The sequence below is a fragment of the Gemmatimonas aurantiaca T-27 genome, assembly GCF_000010305.1.
GTDB lineage: Bacteria > Gemmatimonadota > Gemmatimonadetes > Gemmatimonadales > Gemmatimonadaceae > Gemmatimonas > Gemmatimonas aurantiaca.
On sequence record NC_012489.1, the window covers coordinates 1062590 to 1082585 of the forward strand.

The following is a 19996-nucleotide window of genomic DNA, read 5'->3' on the forward strand; positions in this document are numbered from 1 at the left end:
GCTCACGTGCCGGTGCCTCACCCCGCGTTGATCGCGCGCTCGGCCGCCGCTTCTGCGCGCCGGGCGTGTGATGCGGCTTCGTCCACACAACGCTTGGCTTCCGCGATGAGCGCGGCCCCGCGTGCCGCGCCGCCGTCTTCGAGCGACGCAATGTTGATGCGCACATTGAGCACGGCTCCCTTGCACGCCGCTTCGGCCAACAAGGCACCGACACACGCGTCGCTCACCGCATTGGTGTTGCCGCGTTCCGCGACATCGGCACTCAGCGCCGCTACCCGCACCGCGGCGCGCGCCGATTCGAGCGGTACTTCGGCCGCATACAACAGCGCCTCACGAATGGCCTCGTTACGCGCGGCGAGTGCCGTCTCCGGCTCCTTGGGCATCTGATAGGCACCGCGCACACGCTCGTACGATTCGGCGTCGCGCACCACGAGTGTGTTGAGCTCGCGTCGCAGCGCCGAGGCATCGAGTGCCGCCTGCTTCATCTCTTCGTCCACGGCGGCGTACTTCTTCTTGCCCACGGTGAGACCGGAGACCATCTGCACCAGCGCCGCGCCCAGTGCGCCGGCATGGGCGGCCACACTGCCACCACCTGGTGTGGGTTCGGCAGACGCCACACGCGACATGAAGCCGTCGACCGATTCTCCACCGCTCACGGCGTCACGCACCTTGGTTTCGAGCAACATTGCCTTGGAGAAACCGCGCAGTTGCACGTGACGGGCGCCGGCTTCGAGGAGCACACGCTCGGGCACCAAGCCCACGATCTCGCTCCACGTGGGCGACACGCCATGGGCCGCCGCTTCCGACTTCACGATTTCGAAGACACGATGCAGCGGGGTCTTCTCGGTATCGACGAGATTCATGGACACCTGCGCCTGCCCGTCGACTTCCATGCCGAGGCCCTTCACGTAGCGCAGACCACCCGATGAACCGCGAATGGCCTTCGCGACTTCCTTGGCCACGGGCAGGTTCTTCGTGTCGCCGAGATAGACGTTGTAGGCCACCAGGAACGGGCGCGCGCCGATGGCGGTGGCACCGGCCGTGGCATGCAGCTCGGCCGGACCGAAGTCGGGACGGCGCGCGGGATTGGTGCGCACGTCGTCACGCAGTCCTTCGAACTCGCCGCGGCGTACATCGGCGAGGTTTTCGCGGGCCGGCGTGCTGGCGGCCCGCTCGTAGAGATACACGGGAATGCCGAGTTCTCCGGCCACCCGCGCCCCGAGCTCGCGGGCCAGCGCCACACAGTCGTCCATGGTGGCTCCATCGAGCGGAATGAACGGCACGACATCGGTGGCACCGATGCGCGGGTGTTCACCCTGATGCTTCGTGAGATCGATGCGGTCACGCGCCACGGCCATGGCCGCGAACGCCGCCGGCACGGCCGCTTCGAGCGACGCGACGAACGTGATGACGGTGCGGTGGTGCGACGCGTCGCTCGACACGTCGAGCACGTGAGCACCGGGCGTGTTGGCGATGGCATCACGAATGGCCGCGATGACGAGCGGGTCACGCCCTTCGGAGAAATTCGGAACGCATTCGACGAGAGACACGAGCGATTGACCGGGAGAGAGGGTGAATCGGGATCTGGTGGAAACCTAGCGTCGGGATTCAGCGTGGCGAACGGTCGTTGAGGATGTCGAGAAACCAGTCGTGCAGCACGCCGTTGGACGCCACCACGGTGCCACCGACGAGCCGAGCCTCATGGCCCTCGAGATCGGTGACCCGGCCGCCGGCTTCGCGAATGAGCAGGACACCCGCCGCCAGGTCCCAGGCATTGAGCCAGAGTTCCCAGAAGCCGTCGAAGCGGCCCATGGCCACATCGGACAGATCGAGCGCCGCTGAACCGGCGCGACGCATCCCCGATACCTCCGGCATCAATCGGCGCATCATGCCGAGGTACTCCTCGGCCCGCGTGACGTCCTTGAACGGGAAACCTGTGCCAATGAGGGCGCGGGGTGGTTCCGCAATCGTGGACACGCGCATGGGCACGCCGTTGGCAAACGCACCGTCGCCCGCCGTGGCGGTGAACACCGTCCCGACGGTGGACGAGGCGCCGGAGGTGCGCGCGATATCGTGCACGACGGCTGCCTGGGGAACGCCATCGAGGGCGATGCAGATGCTCACGCCGTAGTTCGGCGATCCGTGCAGGAAGTTCGTGGTGCCGTCGAGTGGATCGACAATGGCCACGAGCCCTGATTCGGTATCACCATCGGCGCCCAGTTCCTCGCCGACAATGCGAATGTCCGGAATCTGACTGAGCAAGACGGCGCGGATGCGTTCCTCGGCGCCGATGTCCACATGGCTCACGAAGTCGGTGGCGCTCTTCGACTGCCAGGTGATGGCGCCCCGCGTACGGGATTCCTGCGCAATGAACTCGGCGGCAACGGCCGCGGCCTGCACGGCGGCGTCACGCCACCGAAGACGATCGGGATGGTTCACGGAGGTTCGGTGCGTTGCTGGGGAATGTGGCCGAAACTACGTTTGAAGGATGGCACGCATCTTCAGTGGCATCCAGCCGTCGGGCGAGTTGCACATCGGCAACTACCTTGGCGCCGTCAAGAATTGGGTTCGTCTGCAGGACACCCATCCTGGCGCGATCTATTGCGTGGTGGACTACCACGCCATCACGGGCACCTACGACACGGCAGTGTTGCGTGCCCGCCGGTGGGGCATGGCCAAGTCCCTGCTGGCGGCCGGTGTGGACCCGTCCAAGGCGGCGCTGTTCATGCAGAGTGATGTGCCCGCGCACACGGAGCTGTCGTGGCTGTTCACGACGCTGACGCCGCTGGGTGACCTGGAGCGCCAGACGCAGTTCAAGGACAAGTCGTCGAAGATGGAGAGCATCCCGGCCGGCCTGCTCATGTATCCGGTGCTGCAGGCGGCGGATATTCTGCTGTATCGGGCCGACAGCGTGCCGGTTGGTGAAGATCAGGTGCAGCATCTGGAGCTGGCCCGTGACACCGCCCGCAAGTGGAACGCGAAGTTCGACCAGCCGTACTTCCCCGAGCCCAAGCCGCTGCTGACGCCCACGCGTCGCATCATGGGCCTCGATGGGCAGGCGAAGATGTCGAAGTCGCTGGGCAACACCATCGCGCTGCACGAGACGGATGAGGAGATCTGGGCGAAGATCCGCCCGGCAGTCACCGATCCGCAGCGTGTGCGCAAGAGTGATCCGGGTCGCCCCGAAGTGTGCAACATCTTTCAGTTGCACAAGGCGTTCTCCAGTGACGAAACGCAGACCCACGTGGCGCAGCAGTGCAGCACAGCCGGCTGGGGGTGCATGGACTGCAAGAAGGTGCTGCTCGAAGGCATGGTGCTCGAGCTGACGCCGATCCGTCGCCGTTCTGAGGAACTCGATGCGGAGCCGGCGCGCGTGTTGGACGCGCTGGCCGACGGTGCCGCGACCGCGCGGGCCATTGCCGGCGAAACGATGCGGGAAGTCCGTGGCTACATGGGACTGGATGTCCTGGCTGGACCACCAGCCGCCGTGGCGTCGGCGTGACCATGCGCCGTCTCGTGGTGGACATGCAGAGCAGTGCGCCGCACATGCGCCTGCCCGCCTGGGCCGCGGACGAGATCACGGCGAATACGCCAGACGGCTGGGAAGTGGCGCATATCGCGACCCAGTCACGCAGTCTCGGCAATGGCACGAACGAACCGAGCGCCGAAACACTGGCCGCCATCCCGGCGGCGGAGGCGTATTTCGGCTACGGACTGACGCCGCCATTGCTGGCCGCGGCGCCAGGGCTGCGGTGGGCGCACAGCGCATCGGCCGGTATCGGTGAGAGCATCACCCCCGAGCTGCGTGAAAGCCGGGTGGTGTTTACCAACGGGGCCGGTATCTACGCCGAGCCCATGGCCGATACCGTGCTTGGCGGCGTCCTGCATTTTGTGCGCGGACTCGACCTCGCCGTGCGTCTGCAGGCGGCGTCGATCTGGGACCGGCATCCCTTCGTGGACAACAACGGCGGTATCCGGGAGCTTTCCGAATACCGTGTGCTGGTGATCGGCGCCGGCGGCATCGGCAGCGCCGTGGCCCAGCGTCTGCAGGCCCTGGGCTGTACGTGCATCGGTGTGCGACGTCGCCCGGCGCTGGGCATACCGGCCGGATTCACCCGGGTTGTGGGACCGGACGCACTGGAGGAGGTGCTGCCGCTCGGAGACATCACGGTGGTCGCGGCACCCCTGACCGACGGGACCCGATCCCTGCTGGATGGCGGGCGAATGGCGTTGCTCCCTGCCGGGGCAATCGTCGTGAACGTAGCACGTGGACCCCTGGTCGACGACGCGGCGTTGCTGGAGGGATTGGAAAGCGGGCGGTTGCGTGGTGCGGTGCTGGACGTGTTCAGCACAGAGCCACTGCCGGCCGACAGTCCCTGGTGGCAGCACCCGCGTGTTCTGGTCACGCCTCACGTGTCGGGTGTATCTCCGCGGCGGACGTGGCAGCGGGGCATCGCGTTGTTCATGGACAATTGGCGGCGTTGGAGTGCGGGGGAACGCCTGCACAACGTCGTGGACCTCGACGCCGGATACTGATCGCGCAGGCAGGCGATGAGTGATGGCTCGGGAGTCCATCAGTGACTCACCGAGCGGCTATTCAAGGTTCTGCCTGTGGCAATCGAACGGATCATCAAGGCGGCAGTCGATCGCGGGGCTTCCGATGTGCACATCAAGGCCGGCGATGTGGTACGCGCGCGGATCGATGGGCGCCTGGTCGTGCTCACCAAGCAGGCCCTGACGGCAGAACAGACGCGCGCGATTGCGCTGCACCTGATGGTGAATGACACCGATCGGGCGAACATCGACACGCTGAAGGATCACGACTGCTCCTGGGCCACTCCAGGCGTGGGTCGCTTTCGTGTGAACATCATGCGTCAGCGTTCGGCGCATTCGATCGTGATGCGTGTGATTCCGGAGCAGGTGCCCACGGTTTCGTCGCTGCACCTGCCGTCCGTCTTGACGCGTATCGCGCACACCGAGCGTGGCATGGTGCTGGTGACCGGCGTGACCGGCTCCGGCAAGTCGAGTTCCATGGCGGCGCTGGTGCACGAAATCAATGCGTCGTACGAAAAACACATTCTGACGCTGGAAAATCCGATCGAATTCATTCACGCCGACCTGCGCAGTTCAGTGACGCAGCGTGAAGTGGGTATCGATACGGACACGTTCCGCATGGGACTGCGCGCTGCGCTGCGTCAGGACCCTGATGTGATCCTGATCGGTGAAATGCGCGACGCCGAGACGATCGACACGGCCATGAAGGCGGCGGAGACAGGCCACTTGCTCATCTCCACGCTGCACACGCCGGATGCACAGAGCACGATCCTGCGCATCGTGGCGATGTTCCCGCCGGAAGAGCAACTGGTGGTGCGCACGCGTCTGGCCGAATCGCTGCATGCTGTGGTGTCGCAGCGTTTGTTGCCGCGGAAGAACGGGCAGGGGCGTGTCGTGGCGGCCGAGGTGATGATCGTGACGAGCACCATCCGCGATCTGATCGCTGAAGGCAACATCGCCGAGATCCGGGACTACATCGCCGATGGCGCGCAGTATGGAATGCAGACCTTTGATCAGCATCTTGCCGAGCTGGTGACGACGGACGAGATCGAATTCGAAGTGGCGAAGGCGGCGGCGACGAATCCCGCCGATTTCGAGCTGGGCTTCCGTATGGGTAAGAACGGCCAGGCGATGGCCGGCAGTGCCTTGCCGCGCACCGGCAACCACAACGCCGTCATGCCGGCGGGCCATGGAACGATTCCTGGTGGGATTGCCGCGCAGTCCGGTGCCGGGATGGGGTTGGGGTTGGGGATGAACCCGTTGGGAACCGGCAACACACTTCCGCCGTTGGCGACCAGTCCCGCGGGCCATGGCGTGGTCTCGAGTCCGAATCCGCTGGCTGGTGATGCGTCGGTGTTCGGGAGTGGATTCGAGAGCTTGTTCGGAAGCTGAACAACGCGAAATCCGCGATCGGCGGCTAGTTTGTCGCCATGTCTTCCCTGACCGTTGCCCATCTGGGTGGGCTCATGGTGCCCGCCGTGTCGACCTTCACCGCCAGCGGTGAAATCGACGGTTCCGCGTTTCAGCGCAATCTCGACGCACACCTGTCGTTCGGCATGGATGGTGTGCTGGTCGGTGGATCGAGCGGCGAGTCTTCGCTGCTCGATGACGAAGACCGCCGCACGCTGTTGCGTCTGGCCCGTGAGCGTGTGCCCGCGGACAAGTGGCTACTCGCCGGCATCGGCAGTGAGAGCACCCGGCAGACAATGTCCCGGGCGCACGATGCGAAGGCGGCCGGTGCCGACGCGGTGTTGGTCATCTCGCCGCATTACTTCCTCAAGCGCATGACGGAAGCGGCGTTGCTCACCCACTTTCGCGCCGTGGCCGATGCCAGTCCGTTGCCGGTGCTGTTGTACAACATGCCGGCCTATGCACACCTCGTGCTGAGCCCTGCGTTCGTGCAGGAGATGGCGCAACATCCGAATGTCATCGGCATGAAGGACAGTGCCGGCAACCTGCCGGTGCTGGCGCAGTATCTCGAAGCGCAGAGCGACTCCTTCCGTGTGCTCACCGGTAGTGGGGGCACGGTGGTGCCGGCGCTCGAAGCTGGCGTGTCGGGCGCAATTCTGGCCATCGGGCTGTACGCCGGTGCTGCTGTGCGTCGCATGGTGGATCTGTACCGTGCTGGCGACCGTGAGGCGGCCGCGGCGCTGCAGCAGACCCTGGTGCCGATCGCCGCCGACATCGGTGGGGCGTTGGGCCCGGCTGGGATCAAGGCGGCCATGACACTGGTTGGTCTCGATGGCACGGTGCCGCGTGGGCCGCTACTGCCGGTGTCCGATGAAGAACGGGCCATTGTGCGTGCGCGTCTCACCACCGCGGGCCTGCTCTGATCGTCGTGAGGCAACGGTAGTGAACGCGAAACGCGCGCCGGACAGTCTCCGGCGCGCGTTGTCTTTTGCGGTGCGTTGAGCGGGCGGTGTCAGTAGACGAACGGCACCGAGAAGCTGTGCAGAATCGGCACCATCCGTGGGAGATCCACCGTGATGTGCGCATCGAACCAGACACGCTGCAGATCGAGCGGCACGTTCCGGCGCGCAGCGTGATCGCTCAATTCCGCGACAAACACCACCTCGGCCAACGGATTGGGTTCACCATCGCTGGTCCGGCAATGATGGGCCCCGATGGCGCGCGCCGAACGCGGTCCCATGCCCCAGGCCTGCAACGCGCTGGCGCCGAGCGGTTCATGCAGGGCATTGAGCAGGTCACGCACGAAGCCCGGGCGGAGTTGCACATCGCGGCGTTTGTTGGCACGCAACACCGAGATGCGGTCGAAGATCACCAGCTTGCCGACGTCGTGCAGCAGCGCGATGGAGAACGCCTCGTCGGGGTCGGTGTCGAACAGTGGAGCCAGTGCGCGGGCGATGGGAGCGCTGCGCACCATGTGGTTCCACACATCCGACGCCATGCTGTTGAACTCACCGCCCGGCCGACTGAGCGCGCCGTCGACGGCGTTGGCGAAGATGATGGCGCGTGCACCACCGATCCCGATGCGATCCAGCGCCGGCTCGATACCGATCACGGGTTCTTTGCCCACCCCGAATGCCGCACTGTTGGCGGTGCGCAGCACGGCCTGCACCAGCGCAGGGTCCGAGGACAGTTTTTCCGCGAACTGCCATCGTGAGAGCGATGCATCGTCGCAGAGCGACAGGCTGGCGCGTGCCGCTGCCGGCAATTGGCGGATGATGGTGTCGGGATCGCCCGATAGCAGGTCGAGGATCGCCACCGCATCGGGTGAGGTGGCCACGTCCGGGTGCTCACGGAGGCGGGCGATCAGCAGGTCGACCGGAGTCGCCGGCGGAGCGGCTGGCGCCATGTCGTTGGCGTCGAGGAACCGCACGGGCGCACCAGATTCGGCCTGCTGCGGCGCATTGGCATCTCCCGGGGCCGATTCAGCAGAGGAACTGCGCTCCACGCTCGCCGGTGGTGTTGCACTGGGAGAGGCGACCACGAGGGGCGGCTCCTGCTTCAGGAGGCGACTCAGCCAGCCGAGAGCCATTGTGATCCTCGTCGATCAGTGAAATGGGAGAGACCTGCAATCGCAGGCAAGACGCGAGAGGTGTGTCATTCGTCACGATGGCCGAAGGGCTCCGGACCTGTGGTGAGAAGGGAGGCACGAAACCGTGGGCGGTCCGGTGCGTACCATTGCACATGATCGCGATGACGCTGCTTTTCCTGACGTTGTTGCTGGGGCTCGCGCTGGTGCCGCTGGGGCTGCCCGGACTGTGGGTCATGCTCGGGGCCACGCTGGTGTACTGGATTGTCGTGCCGGCGGGCAGCATTGGTGGCATCACCTTCGGCGTGTTGGCGGCGCTGGTGGTGGTGGCCGAAGTCCTCGAATTCACGATTTCGGGGCGCTACGCCCGCAAATACGGCGGTTCCCGGCGTGCCGGCTGGGGTGCCATCGTGGGCGGCATCGTGGGGGCGGTGATTGGTGTGCCGCTGCCCATCATTGGCTCCATGGTGGGGGCCTTTGCGGGGGCGTTTGCCGGCGCGCTGGTCGCGGAGCTGACGGTGGCGCGTGAAACCCGGGGCGAGCCGATCCGGGTCGCCACGGGGGCTTTGATCGGCCGCGTGGTGGCGGCGGCCACCAAGGTGGCCTTCGGCATGGCCATGGTGGTCTGGGTGATGGGGGCAGTGCTGGTGGGCCGTCTTTCCGGCAACGGATAACCTGCCCGAGGGCACGGAAGCGCCGTCGCCGATTGCTTCAGCGGCCCCACTGGCTAGATTCCTTCAACGCCCCGCGGACTGTCCGCGGGGCGTTTTTTTGTGTGCGGCCGTCAGGCTGCCGGAGACTGAACGCATGTTCGATTCGACAACGCGCACCGTCGTGGTGGTGGGAGCGCAGTGGGGCGATGAAGGGAAGGGCAAGCTGGTGGACGTGCTGGCCGAGCGCGCCGATTGGGTGGTGCGCTACCAGGGCGGTGCCAATGCCGGGCATACGGTCCATATCGGGGACAAGTCCTTCATCCTCCATCAGATCCCGAGCGGCATTCTGCACCCCGGGGTGCGTTGTGCGATCGGCAACGGCGTGGTGATGGATCCGGAAACCCTGTTCACGGAAATCGACGAACTGATCGCCGATGGGGTGGACGTGGAAGGCCGCCTGTACGTGAGCGAGCGGGCGCACCTGGTCATGCCCTACCACAAGCTGGTGGACAAGGCCAGCGCGGCCAGCAAGGCCATTGGCACGACCGGCCGCGGCATTGGCCCGGCCTATGAAGACAAGGTGGCGCGTCGCGGCGTGCGCGTGCTGGACCTGCGCAACACCGAACGGCTGCGTGAGCTGGTGACTGCGGGCGTGGAGCGCGCCAACGCGCAGCTCGAGCGGTCGGGCTCGGACGTGCGCGCCTCGGTGGACGAAACCCTGGCCACCCTCGGCGCACTCGCGCCCCGTCTGCTCGGCCTGGCCGACGACGTGGGGCTGTGTGTGCACCGTGCCATCAAGACCGGCGCCGCCATCCTGCTGGAAGGCGCGCAGGGCTCGCTGCTCGATATCGATCATGGCACGTACCCGTTTGTCACGTCGAGCAACACCACGGTGGGCGGCGCAGCCACGGGCGTGGGCATTTCCCCCATGGCACTCAACGCCGCGTTGGGTGTGGTGAAGGCCTACACGACGCGGGTGGGCAATGGCCCGCTGCCCACCGAACTCGAAGAGCCGTTGCAGAGCCATGTCCGGCAGTTGGGTCACGAGTTTGGCGCCACGACCGGACGTCCGCGTCGGTGTGGCTGGTTCGACGGGGTGGTCGTGCGCTATGCCGCGCGCGTGAACGGTCTGACCGGTCTCGCCATCACCAAGCTCGACGTGCTCGATACGCTCGACGAGCTCGCCGTGTGCACCGGCTACAAGATCGGTGGTGAGGTCTACACCGAATTCCCCGCCGATCTGTCGCTGCTGGAGAAGGCGGAGCCCGTGTACGAGTGGTTCCCGGGGTGGAAGCAGTCCACCCAGGATGCCCGTTCGTTGTCCGACCTGCCCCCGGCGGCGCGCGCCTATCTCGACCGGCTCGAAGCACTGTGCGAAACGCCGATCGCGTTTGTCAGCGTGGGCACGCGTCGCGATCAGATCATCGGCGTGCACGCCGCTGTGGCCTGAGCGCATTGCACGGGGTGGTGTCGAACCGGAGGGATCGATGAGCCGGGTGGAAACGGTGACGGGCACGCAGACGCCTGCCTTGCCGGACGTGGTGGATGTGGTGGTGGTCGGCGCTGGTCCGTGCGGACTGGCGGCGGCCATCGCGGCCCGCCGTGCCGGCATGTCGGCCGTGGTGTTCGATCGCGGCTGCATTGTGAACGGTCTGTCGAGCTACCCGACCTACATGACGTTCTTCTCCACCGCCGAGCGGTTGTCGATCGGTGGAGTACCGTTCATCGTGGCGACGGAAAAACCGACCCGCCGCGACGCGCTGGCGTACTACCGCGGCGTGGCGGATCTGTACGACATCGATGTGCGTCAGTTCGAAACGGTGGAAGCCCTGCGGGCGGTGCGCGTGGATCCCAAGCCCGGTCAGGCCGAGCCCAAGCGCGGGGCCCGCTGGTTGGTGCGTTCACAGACACGTGGGGGGGGAGTCCACGAGACTGCAGCCCATGCGGTGGTGATCGCCACGGGCTACTTCGGTCGCCCGAACCGACTTGGTGTGCCCGGTGAATCGCTGCCGCATGTGCGGCACGGCTATGTGGAGGGCCATTCGGCGTGGCGCGAGCCGGTCGTGGTGGTGGGCGGCGCGAATTCGGCGGTGGACGCGGCGCTCGACATGTACCGGGCCGGCGCCAAGGTCACCATTGTGCACAACGGGGAAGCGCTCGGGGCCAACGTGAAGCCCTGGGTGCGTCCTGATATCGAGGCGCGCATCCGGGAAGGCGCGATCGCGGCGCGTTTCCAGACGCGGGTGGTCGCCATCGAAACCGACACCGTGGTGGTGGAAGGGCCGGAGGGCACGTCACGGATTCCGGCCACGCAGGTGTACACCATGACCGGCTTCCTGCCCGAGATCGGGTTGCTGGAGCAGATCGGTGTGCCCATCGAGGGGGAGACGGGGATTCCCCGCCACGACCCATTGACGATGGCGACGCCCGCGGCGGGTATCTACCTTGCGGGAGTGATCGCTTCGGGCAACGAAGCGAATCGCATTTTCATCGAGAACGGGCGCGATCACGGCGACGCGATCGTAGCCCACGTGCTGCGCTGACATCTCGTCGTGCGCACATGAAGACCGTGGTGCCTCGACGCCCACGTCCACTTCGTACCCCAGACCGTTTCGCCAATGTCCGGCTACCCTGATGTGATGGACAAGCTCGTGTCGCTGTGCAAGCGACGTGGCTTCATCTTCCAGTCGTCCGAGATCTACGGCGGTACGGGGTCGGTGTGGGACTACGGTCCGCTCGGCGTGGAGCTCAAGAAGAACATCAAGGACTTCTGGTGGAACGCGATGGTGCGTTCACGCGATGACATCGAAGGCCTCGATGCCGCGATCCTGATGCACCCGCGCACCTGGGAAGCGTCGGGCCACGTGGCCGGCTTCACCGATCCGCTGGTGGACTGCAAGCAGTGCAAGGCGCGCTTCCGGGCCGACAAGATGGACCCGAAGAAGCTCGAGGCGAACGTGTGCCCGAATTGCGGCAACAAGGGCACGCTCACCGAACCGCGTCTGTTCAACCTGATGTTCAAGACACACATGGGCGCGCTCGAAGAGAGCTCGAGCATCGTGTATCTGCGCCCGGAAACGGCGCAGGGCATCTTCGTGAACTTCCTGAACGTGCAGCAGTCGATGCGTCAGAAGGTGCCGTTTGGCATCGCGCAGATCGGCAAGGCGTTCCGCAACGAAATCACGCCGGGCAACTTCATTTTCCGCACGCGTGAGTTCGAGCAGATGGAGATGCAGTTTTTCGTCGAGCCGGGCACGGACATGGAGTGGTTCGAGCAGTGGAAGGCCAAGCGCATGCAGTGGCACTTCGATCTCGGACTTTCGCCGGACCGCCTCAAGTTCCATCAGCACGATGCGGGCGAACTCGCGCACTATGCACGCGCCGCGTTCGATGTGACGTTCGATTTTGGTGGCACGCTGGGTGACCAGGAAATCGAAGGCATCCACAACCGAGGTGACTTCGATCTGTCGCAGCACCAGCAGTATTCGGGCAAGAAGCTCGAGTACTTCGATCAGCCCAATAACAAGCGGTACGTGCCGTACGTCATCGAAACATCGGTGGGTGCCGACCGTGTGACGTTGGCCACGCTGGTGAATGCGTATCGCGAAGAAACGGTGGAAGGCGAAAGCGAAGGTCGTGTGGTGCTGGGGCTCAAGCACAGCATCGCCCCGATCAAGGCGGCCATCTTCCCGCTCACCAAGAAAGACGGTCAGCCGGAAATGGCCAATCGTATCGTGGACGACCTGCGCAGCGCGTTTGCGGTGGACTACGACGAGACTGGTTCCATCGGCAAGCGGTATCGCCGGCAGGACGAAGTGGGCACACCGTTCTGCGTGACGGTGGACGGACAGAGCACGGGTGACCAGACGGTCACGGTGCGTGACCGTGATACCCTGGCGCAGGATCGGGTGGACGTGTCGCAGCTCAAGGGCTACCTGGCAGCCAAGCTGGTCGGCTGAGCCATTGAGCGTGCCGTTGAGCGTGCCATGGCACGCCGACGGGTGCTGATCGCGGTGCCATCCGTACCGGAAGAATCACCGACGCAGGGATGAGTTGCGAGAGGGGCGGAGAGTCGACAACGTAGGCACGTTGTTCACTCCCCGCCCCTCACCGTTTTCCTCATGGTTGCTTCGCGAACACTCGCGTGGCTGGCCGTGCCTTTGGCATTCCCTCTGGTACTGCCCGCTGCCGCCCTTCTCCAGCCGCCGGCCAAGCCCGCGGCTCAACCGCCTGCACGAGCAACATCGCCTGCCGTGGCTCCGCGTCCGGCCCTTGCACCGGTCACGCTCGACTCGGCCTTTCTCTCCCAGTATCGCTGGCGCAACATCGGCCCTGACCGCGGTGGGCGTTCCATCGCGGCCAGTGGTGTGAAGGGACGCAAGAACGAGGCGTACTTCGGCGCAACGGGCGGCGGCCTCTGGAAGACCATCGACGCTGGCGAGAACTGGTTCCCCGTCACCGATGGTCACATCACGAGCGCATCCGTGGGGGCGGTGGCGGTGAGCGAGTCGCATCCGGATGTCGTGTACATCGGCATGGGTGAGAGCGCCATTCGCGGCAACATCATGCCGGGTGATGGCATCTACAAGAGCAGCGACGCCGGCAAGACATGGAAACACCTTGGCTTCCGCACGGTGGATGCGATCTCGAAGATTCGCGTGCATCCCACCAACCCCGACATCGTTTTTGCGGCGGTGCTTGGCAAGTACAGTGTGCCCAGTGAAGAGCGCGGCGTGTACAAGAGCACCGATGGTGGTACGACCTGGAAGCGCGTGCTGTTCAAGGATGCGAAGAGCGGTGCGGTGGACATCGTCCTCGATCGTGCCAATCCTCGCGTGTTGTACGCGACACTCTGGGAAGCCTATCGCAAGGAATATCAGATGTCGTCGGGCGGCCCGGGTTCTGGTCTCTACAAGAGCACCGATGGCGGTGATACCTGGACGGAGATCACGCGCGCCAGCGGGTTGCCATCGGGTCTGGTCGGACGCATCGGTGTGGCTGTCACGGCGGCCAATCCCAATCGTGTGTACGCGCTGATCGAGAACGAGAATGGCGGGCTGTTCAAGAGCGACGACGCGGGTGCCACGTGGACGCTGATGAACAGTGACCGTAACATCCGTCAGCGGGCGTTCTACTACACGCACCTGTACGCCGATCACAAGAACGCCGATCGGGTGTACATCCAGAACGTGTCGTTCTTCCGTTCGGACGATGCCGGCAAGACCATCACGAGCATTGGACAGGGTAGCCATGCCGACTGGCATGATCTGTGGGTGGATCCGGATGATGCGGAGCACCTCGTGGCCGGCAATGACGGCGGCGGTACGGTGACGTTCAATGGCGGCAAGGCCTACACCGCGCAGGACTTCCCCACGGAGCAGTGGTATCACGTCATCACCACCAAGCACGTGCCGTTTCATGTCTGCGGATCGCAGCAGGACAACAGCACGTTGTGCACGCCGATGAACTGGAACATGGGGCGGCAGAATGCCGAGCCGGGCCAGGAGGCACAGGGTGGCGTGGCCGTGTCGTATCAGGTGGGCGGTGGTGAGCCGGGCTACATCGCGCCCGACCCGCTCGACCTGGATGTGTTCTACGCCGGCACCAACAACGGCGGATACGTGGACAAGTTCAACAAGCGCACCGGCCTCTCGCGCGAAGTGAATCCGTATCCGTGGTTTTACTCCGGCGAGCCCTCGAAGGAAATCCGCGAGCGCTGGCAGTGGACGTTCCCCATTCTGTTCTCTCAGGTCGATCCCAAGCTGCTCTTTGTGTCGTCGCAGCGCCTGTGGGCCACACGCGATGGGGGACGCACGTGGATGAACCTGAGCGGGGATCTCACGCGGCACGCGCCGGAAACGCAGGAGAAGTCGGGCGGCCCGATCACCGGTGACATGAATGGTCCCGAAGTGTACGGGACGATCTTCTCGGTGGGTCCGAGCAAGAAGGACGTGAACACGATCTTCACCGGCTCCGATGATGGTCTGGTGTTTGTCACCCGCAACTTCGGCAAGACGTGGACGAACATCACGCCGAAGGACATGCCGGACTTCGGGCGCGTCTCGCAGCTCGATGCGTCCTCGCATGATGCGGGCACCGTGTACATGTCGGTGCGTCGTCCGCTGCTCAACGATCGGGCGCCGTACATCTTCAAGACCACGGACTACGGTCGTACATGGACCAAGATCGTGAATGGCCTGGGCGCGGAGGACTACGTGCACGCCGTGCGCGAAGATCCCACCCGTCGCGGCCTGCTGTATGCCGCCACGCAACACGGCGTGTACATCTCGTACGACGACGGCGCGCAGTGGCAGCGTCTCAATCTCAACCTGCCGGATGTCCCGGTCGCGGATCTCATCGTGGAGCGCGACGAACTGGTGATTGGCACGCATGGCCGCGGCTTCTGGGTGCTGGACAACATCACCCCGCTGCGTCAGGCCACGCCGACCGTGCTGGCGGCGTCGTCGCACCTGTATGCGCCGGTGACGGGTCTGCGGTCGTCGCCTGGCGTGACGCTGAACTGGCGCTTTGCCACCAAGCCCAAGCGGGCGATGCTGGCCATTCTCGATTCCACGGGCACGGTGGTGCGTGAATACACCGGAGACACCGCTACGGCGACGGCAGGTGCAGCGGGCGGACGTCGTCGTGGCACGACGGCCACCTTCCCCATCACGGCGGGGTTGTCGCGGTTCACGTTCGATCTGCGTTCCACGGGACTGGAGAGCTTCCCGGGCATGATCCTGTGGGGGGCCGGCACGGCCGGTCCGGCACTGCCGCCCGGTCGCTACAGCGTGCGTCTGACAGCGGATGGCCAGGAGCTCAAGGCGCCGCTCACCATTCGGCGCAGTCCCCTGGTGGCCGATGTGACCGACGCCGACCTGCGGGCGCAGTATGCTTTCGGCAAGAAGGTGCGCGACAAGACCAACGAAGCGCAGCGCGCGGTGATCGAGATCCGCCGGGTGAAGGACCAGCTCACCGACCGTCTCAAGCGTGCCACCGACGATGCCGCGCTCAAGAGCAAGGGCGAGGTCCTGCGCACAAACGCGTCGGGGGTCGAAGAGAACGTGTATCAGGTGAAGAACCAGAGTGGGCAAGACCCGCTCAACTTCCCGATCAAGGTCAACAACCGCCTCGCGAATCTGTTGGCCATGGCCGAACGGGGGGATGGCACACCGGGCACCTACATGCCGGAGATCCTCGATATCCTGACCAAGGAGCTGGCGGGATATCAGCGCACGCTCGAACAGGTGTGGAAGACCGACCTGACGGCCGTCAACACCGAGCTGACGCGGCTCAAGCTGCCTCTGCTCGATCCCAAGTGCACCGTCGTGACCGGCTGCGGCGCGACGCCGTAACCTGCGCGACGGCGTAGCAGGACAAAGCCCCCGATGGTCCCGATACCGTGGATCGTCGGGGGCTCTTGTCTCTCCTGTCATGCGTTCGTGATCTAGATTCCGGGCATGACTGCTTCTACACGTCCTGTCGCTCTGATCACCGGCGCCTCCCGGGGCATCGGCCGCGCCATCGCATTGCGTTTGGCGCCTACGCACGACCTGATCCTCGTGGCGCGCGATCTCGAACGCCTGCAGCGCCTCACCGAAGAATGTGCCGTGATCGGCGAGCGGGTGCGGAGCATCGCGCTCGACGTCACGGATTTTGCCGCGGTCGCCGATGCGCTGCGTGATGTGCAAGTGGATGTGCTCATCAACAATGCCGGCGTGGCCCACCTCAAGCCGTTCCTCGAAACCACCCCAGAGGAGTGGCATCATCAGGTGGATGTGAACGTGCACGCGCTCTATCACGTGACACGGGCGCTGTTGCCGGGCATGATGTCACGTGGCGTGGGCCATGTGTGCATCATCGGCAGCACGGCAGGGCGCAACACGTTCGTGGGTGGCACGTGTTATGTGGGCACCAAACACTTCGTGATGGGCTTCGCGGAATCGCTGATGCTGGAAGTGCGCGATGCCGGTGTGGGCGTCTCTGTCATCACGCCGGGATCGGTTGCTACCGACCTGTTTCCCGAGGGCACCAATACCACCTGGATGCTCGAGCCGGAGAATGTGGCCGACGCGGTGTACTTCGCCGTGACCACGCCGCAGCACATGCTGGTGCACCGTCTCGAGGTGCGTCCGTTGTCGCCGAAGCGCCCGCGTCCGGGTGCCTGATATCGCTTCTCCTTCCCCTGCGGCGACTTGCTGATGGATGGACGTGACCTGCTCGCTGTGCGCGAGATTGCCCATGCGTTTCTCGTGGCCGAACACCCGACCGATGTGCAGCAGTTCGCGCTGTCGCGTGTCACCCCGCTGCTCGGCGCCTCGTTTTCGTTGGTGATGCAGTTGGGCGCCGACGGGGAATTGCTGCGCCCCGTGGCCCAGCATGAGTGGCCGGCGGCGCATCGCTCGTGGATCGGTGCGTTGCGCGTGCGTGTGGGCGATGGCCCGTCTGGCCTGGCCGTGGCCGAACGGCGGCTGGTGGAGGTGGAAGATCTGTTTGCCGATCCCACCCTGACCGGGTGGCACGAGGTGGCGAAGGAGCTGGGATTCCGGTCCATCATTGCCGCACCGTTGGAAGCGCCTGAGGGGCCGATCGGCGCGGTGGCATTCTACTTCACGGATGCGACCAGCCTGCGCGATGAACAGCGCTCATTGGTCCGTCTCGTCGCCGACCAGATGGCGGCCGCCACCGACAAGGCGCGGCGACTCGATGCGCTGCGCCGAGCCAATGCGGCACTGGCCGATGCCAACGCCGAACTCGAGACGCGCGCTGCTGCGTGGCGCGAAGCGGAAGACGATCGGCGCGCCGTGGAAACGCTGGTGCTGGATGCCATGTTGGCGTTGACCGCGCCCGTCGCACCCCTCGCTGGTGGAGACGGCACAGGGCGTGATCCGATCAGCGGCGATGCCGCGATGCGGTTGACCGCCGTGCGTTCGCTGGCCCGCGTGGCCCGCGAGTATGCGGCGGTGACCATGACCGCCGCGCCCGGTGGCGCACTGGAGTTGCTGCGTGATGGCGAAGAGGTGGATGTGCGGGCGCTGGTGCAGGCGGCGGTGACATCGTGGCGCCGCGTGGCGCCGTCGATTCCGGTGCAGATTCTGGAACCGCCCACGCTGCTTCCCACCCTGCGCACCCAGACGTTGTTGCTGCAGCGCGCGCTGGAGCTGCTGGTGGGGTTGGGCATCCTGGGAGCCGCCACCGAGCGGGGATTGGTACGGGTGGCGATCGGGCAGGGACAGGACTCTCTGTCCCTCACGGTGGGGTGGGACGGGCGTCCCATTCTCCCCACTGATGACCAACCCCCTGCGACGTCCTCACGTATACTTCGCATACGCGAGGAGGCGCTGTCACTCGAAGCGCACGATCCGTACCTTGCCGTGCGCCAGTCGGTGACCGCCGCCGACCTCCCGATGGCGCAGGCGTTGGTGGCGCGCCTGGGTGGTGACCTCCGTCTCGACGACGGGCGCGACCATGCCGACGGTGCGCAGTCGATCACGGTGGTATTTCCCGTGTTCTCCGGCCACGCGTGACTTCGGTTGCGCCGGTGGTTGTGGCGCACCGGTCTTCCCGTCACACGTACTTCACGAAACCGCGGACCTGACGTCATGCATCAGCAATCGTCTCGCCAGTTGCAGGAGCAATTCACTTCACTCAGCGTCGCTGATGTCCTTGCGGCCGCCGTGCGTTTTTTCGCGCAGCGCGGGGGCATCTACACGGCGTTCGTGGAAAAGCAGGGCCCGTCGCATGTGGTCTTGCGTGGGCAGGGTGGTGAGGAAATCGCCATCGCGGCGCGCGTGACCGACGCCGGCACCGCAGTCAGCGGGTCGAGTTATCTCTTCGATCAGCAGATCGCGCGGTTCCTCGATTCCTTGCCGCCGGCACCACCGGTCGTGCCGTCGTCGGTTGAACCGGCGGCCCTGCTCGCGGAGAGCACGTCGTGAGCGGCTTTCCGAACACATTGCGCGTGCGTCCCGGCATTCTTTCGGTGACGCCCAACGGAGCGCCGGCCGTGTGGACCTTGCGTGTGCAGGCCGCCGATGCCTGGGATGCCGTACGGGTGGAGTGCACGCCGGACACCACGGTGCGTGCCATGAAGCAGGCGGCCATGGCGGACCTGCTGCCGGACATCGAACATCACGAGCAGTATCTCGTGAAGCTGCGGGGCGCCGAGATCTTCAACGAAGCACTCACCCTGCAGCAGGCCGGTGCGTTGAACGCCTCGACGCTCTTTCTCACGTCGCGGCGGCGGCGCCCGGTGCGGTGAGTGGCGGTGGCGACGTGAACACGGACGTACACGCATTGGTTGCATCGGTGCAGCGACTGCGCGCCGAAATCGGCAAGCGAGTGGTGGGACAGGATGCGGTGGTCGATGAGATCCTGATGGCGCTGGTCGCCGGTGGACACGCCTTGCTGGTGGGTGTGCCCGGTCTGGCCAAGACGCTCATGATCAAGTCGCTGGCCGATGCGATGGCGCTCGAATTCCGTCGTATCCAATTCACGCCGGATCTGGTGCCGAGCGACATCACTGGCACCGAGATCCTCGAAGAAAGTGGTGGTGGCAGTCGGGCTTTCCGCTTTGTGCGGGGGCCGGTGTTCGCCAACATCGTGCTGGCCGATGAGATCAATCGCGCGCCGCCACGCACGCAGGCCGCGTTGCTCGAAGCCATGCAGGAGCACAGCGTGACGGCCGCAGGGCAGACGATGCGTTTGCCGGAGCCGTTCTTCGTGTTGGCCACGCAGAATCCCATCGAGCAGGAAGGCACCTATCCGTTGCCTGAAGCCCAGCTCGATCGATTCCTCTTCGATATCCGTGTGGGGTATCCCACCGAAGCCGAAGAGGTCTCCATCCTGCGGGCGACCACGGGCGCCCGTGGTGCACCCATCACGCCCGTCTTTACGGCAGACGAAGCCCTCGCACTGCAACGCGCCGTGCGCGCGATGCCGTGCAGCGAATTGTTGCTGCAGTATGCGGCGCGTCTCGTACGTGCCACGCGTCCACAGGAAACGAATGTGCCGGCGATCGTCTCACGGTATGTGCGGTGGGGCGCTGGTCCGCGCGCTGGTCAGGCGCTGATTCTGGGCGCCAAGGCAGCCGCCTTGTTGGCGGGGCGGGCGGCGGTGTCACCGGCGGATATCCGTCGTGTCGCCATGCCCGTGTTGCGGCATCGTATCCTGCCAAATTTTGCGGCGGAAGCCGATGGTGTGTCGGCTGAGCCGATCATCGAGGCGCTGTTGTCGCATGTGGCGGCGCCCACGAGTGCTGCGGCACTGTAAGCGCAGACTCGGTCAGTAGGCC

17 protein-coding genes are annotated in these 19996 nt (G+C 65.3%); 14 read left to right on the forward strand and 3 right to left on the reverse strand.

The window, feature by feature from the left end; all coding sequences use genetic code 11:
- Positions 1–17: 17 nt before the first annotated feature.
- Both ftcD and GAU_RS04600 read right to left on the reverse strand, forming a co-directional pair.
- Entirely contained in the window at positions 18–1550 is a 1533-nt protein-coding gene (ftcD, locus tag GAU_RS04595) for a glutamate formimidoyltransferase (RefSeq protein WP_012682388.1), read from the reverse strand.
- Between the two features lie 58 nt (positions 1551–1608).
- Positions 1609–2439 carry an inositol monophosphatase family protein gene (locus GAU_RS04600; RefSeq protein WP_012682389.1) on the reverse strand — a complete coding sequence of 277 codons (831 nt, stop codon included), beginning with the start codon at positions 2437–2439 and terminating at the stop codon, positions 1609–1611.
- A gap of 49 nt (positions 2440–2488) precedes the next feature.
- On the opposite strand from GAU_RS04600, the gene trpS reads away from it, so the two are divergent.
- The 4 genes from trpS (at position 2489) to GAU_RS04620 (ending at position 6887) form a co-directional block, all read left to right on the forward strand.
- Entirely contained in the window at positions 2489–3502 is a 1014-nt protein-coding gene (gene trpS, locus GAU_RS04605) for a tryptophan--tRNA ligase (RefSeq protein WP_012682390.1), read from the forward strand.
- 2 nt (positions 3503–3504) lie between these two features.
- A complete protein-coding gene (locus GAU_RS04610; RefSeq protein WP_169307587.1) occupies positions 3505–4536 on the forward strand; it encodes a D-2-hydroxyacid dehydrogenase in 1032 nt (343 codons plus the stop codon).
- A 75-nt stretch (positions 4537–4611) separates the two neighbouring features.
- On the forward strand, positions 4612–5946 hold the full coding sequence (locus GAU_RS04615) for a type IV pilus twitching motility protein PilT (RefSeq protein ID WP_012682392.1): 1335 nt from the start codon (positions 4612–4614) through the stop codon (positions 5944–5946).
- Positions 5947–5984: 38 nt separating this feature from the next.
- On the forward strand, positions 5985–6887 hold the full coding sequence (locus tag GAU_RS04620) for a dihydrodipicolinate synthase family protein (protein ID WP_012682393.1): 903 nt from the start codon (positions 5985–5987) through the stop codon (positions 6885–6887).
- Between the two features lie 89 nt (positions 6888–6976).
- On the opposite strand, the gene GAU_RS20415 is transcribed toward GAU_RS04620, so the two are convergent.
- Positions 6977–8053 (reverse strand): HDOD domain-containing protein, encoded by a 1077-nt coding sequence (locus tag GAU_RS20415; protein ID WP_012682394.1) that lies wholly within the window; start codon positions 8051–8053, stop codon positions 6977–6979.
- Positions 8054–8205: 152 nt separating this feature from the next.
- On the opposite strand from GAU_RS20415, the gene GAU_RS04630 reads away from it, so the two are divergent.
- The 10 genes from GAU_RS04630 (at position 8206) to GAU_RS04675 (ending at position 19974) form a co-directional block, all read left to right on the forward strand.
- Positions 8206–8724 (forward strand): DUF456 domain-containing protein, encoded by a 519-nt coding sequence (locus GAU_RS04630; RefSeq protein WP_012682395.1) that lies wholly within the window; start codon positions 8206–8208, stop codon positions 8722–8724.
- A gap of 133 nt (positions 8725–8857) precedes the next feature.
- On the forward strand, positions 8858–10153 hold the full coding sequence (locus tag GAU_RS04635) for an adenylosuccinate synthase (protein ID WP_012682396.1): 1296 nt from the start codon (positions 8858–8860) through the stop codon (positions 10151–10153).
- 37 nt (positions 10154–10190) lie between these two features.
- A complete protein-coding gene (locus GAU_RS04640; protein ID WP_197526047.1) occupies positions 10191–11246 on the forward strand; it encodes a YpdA family putative bacillithiol disulfide reductase in 1056 nt (351 codons plus the stop codon).
- A 75-nt stretch (positions 11247–11321) separates the two neighbouring features.
- Positions 11322–12662: a glycine--tRNA ligase gene (locus GAU_RS04645; RefSeq protein ID WP_012682398.1), complete on the forward strand. Its 1341-nt coding sequence runs from the start codon at positions 11322–11324 to the stop codon at positions 12660–12662.
- Between the two features lie 162 nt (positions 12663–12824).
- Positions 12825–16058 (forward strand): WD40/YVTN/BNR-like repeat-containing protein, encoded by a 3234-nt coding sequence (locus tag GAU_RS04650; RefSeq protein ID WP_156798904.1) that lies wholly within the window; start codon positions 12825–12827, stop codon positions 16056–16058.
- A 105-nt stretch (positions 16059–16163) separates the two neighbouring features.
- Positions 16164–16871 (forward strand): SDR family oxidoreductase, encoded by a 708-nt coding sequence (locus tag GAU_RS04655; RefSeq protein WP_012682400.1) that lies wholly within the window; start codon positions 16164–16166, stop codon positions 16869–16871.
- Positions 16872–16904: 33 nt separating this feature from the next.
- Positions 16905–18230, forward strand: a complete 1326-nt coding sequence (locus GAU_RS04660) for a GAF domain-containing protein (RefSeq protein ID WP_012682401.1) — start codon at positions 16905–16907, stop codon at positions 18228–18230.
- Between the two features lie 75 nt (positions 18231–18305).
- Positions 18306–18641, forward strand: coding sequence for a hypothetical protein (locus GAU_RS04665; RefSeq protein WP_012682402.1), 336 nt, complete (start codon positions 18306–18308; stop codon positions 18639–18641).
- Positions 18638–18964, forward strand: a complete 327-nt coding sequence (locus GAU_RS04670; RefSeq protein WP_012682403.1) for a hypothetical protein — start codon at positions 18638–18640, stop codon at positions 18962–18964. The genes GAU_RS04665 and GAU_RS04670 overlap by 4 nt, the downstream gene beginning before the upstream one ends.
- Before the next feature lie 14 nt (positions 18965–18978).
- The gene (locus GAU_RS04675; RefSeq protein WP_156798905.1) at positions 18979–19974 is read left to right on the forward strand and encodes an AAA family ATPase; all 996 of its coding nucleotides are present in this window, start codon (positions 18979–18981) and stop codon (positions 19972–19974) included.
- Positions 19975–19996: the final 22 nt, after the last annotated feature.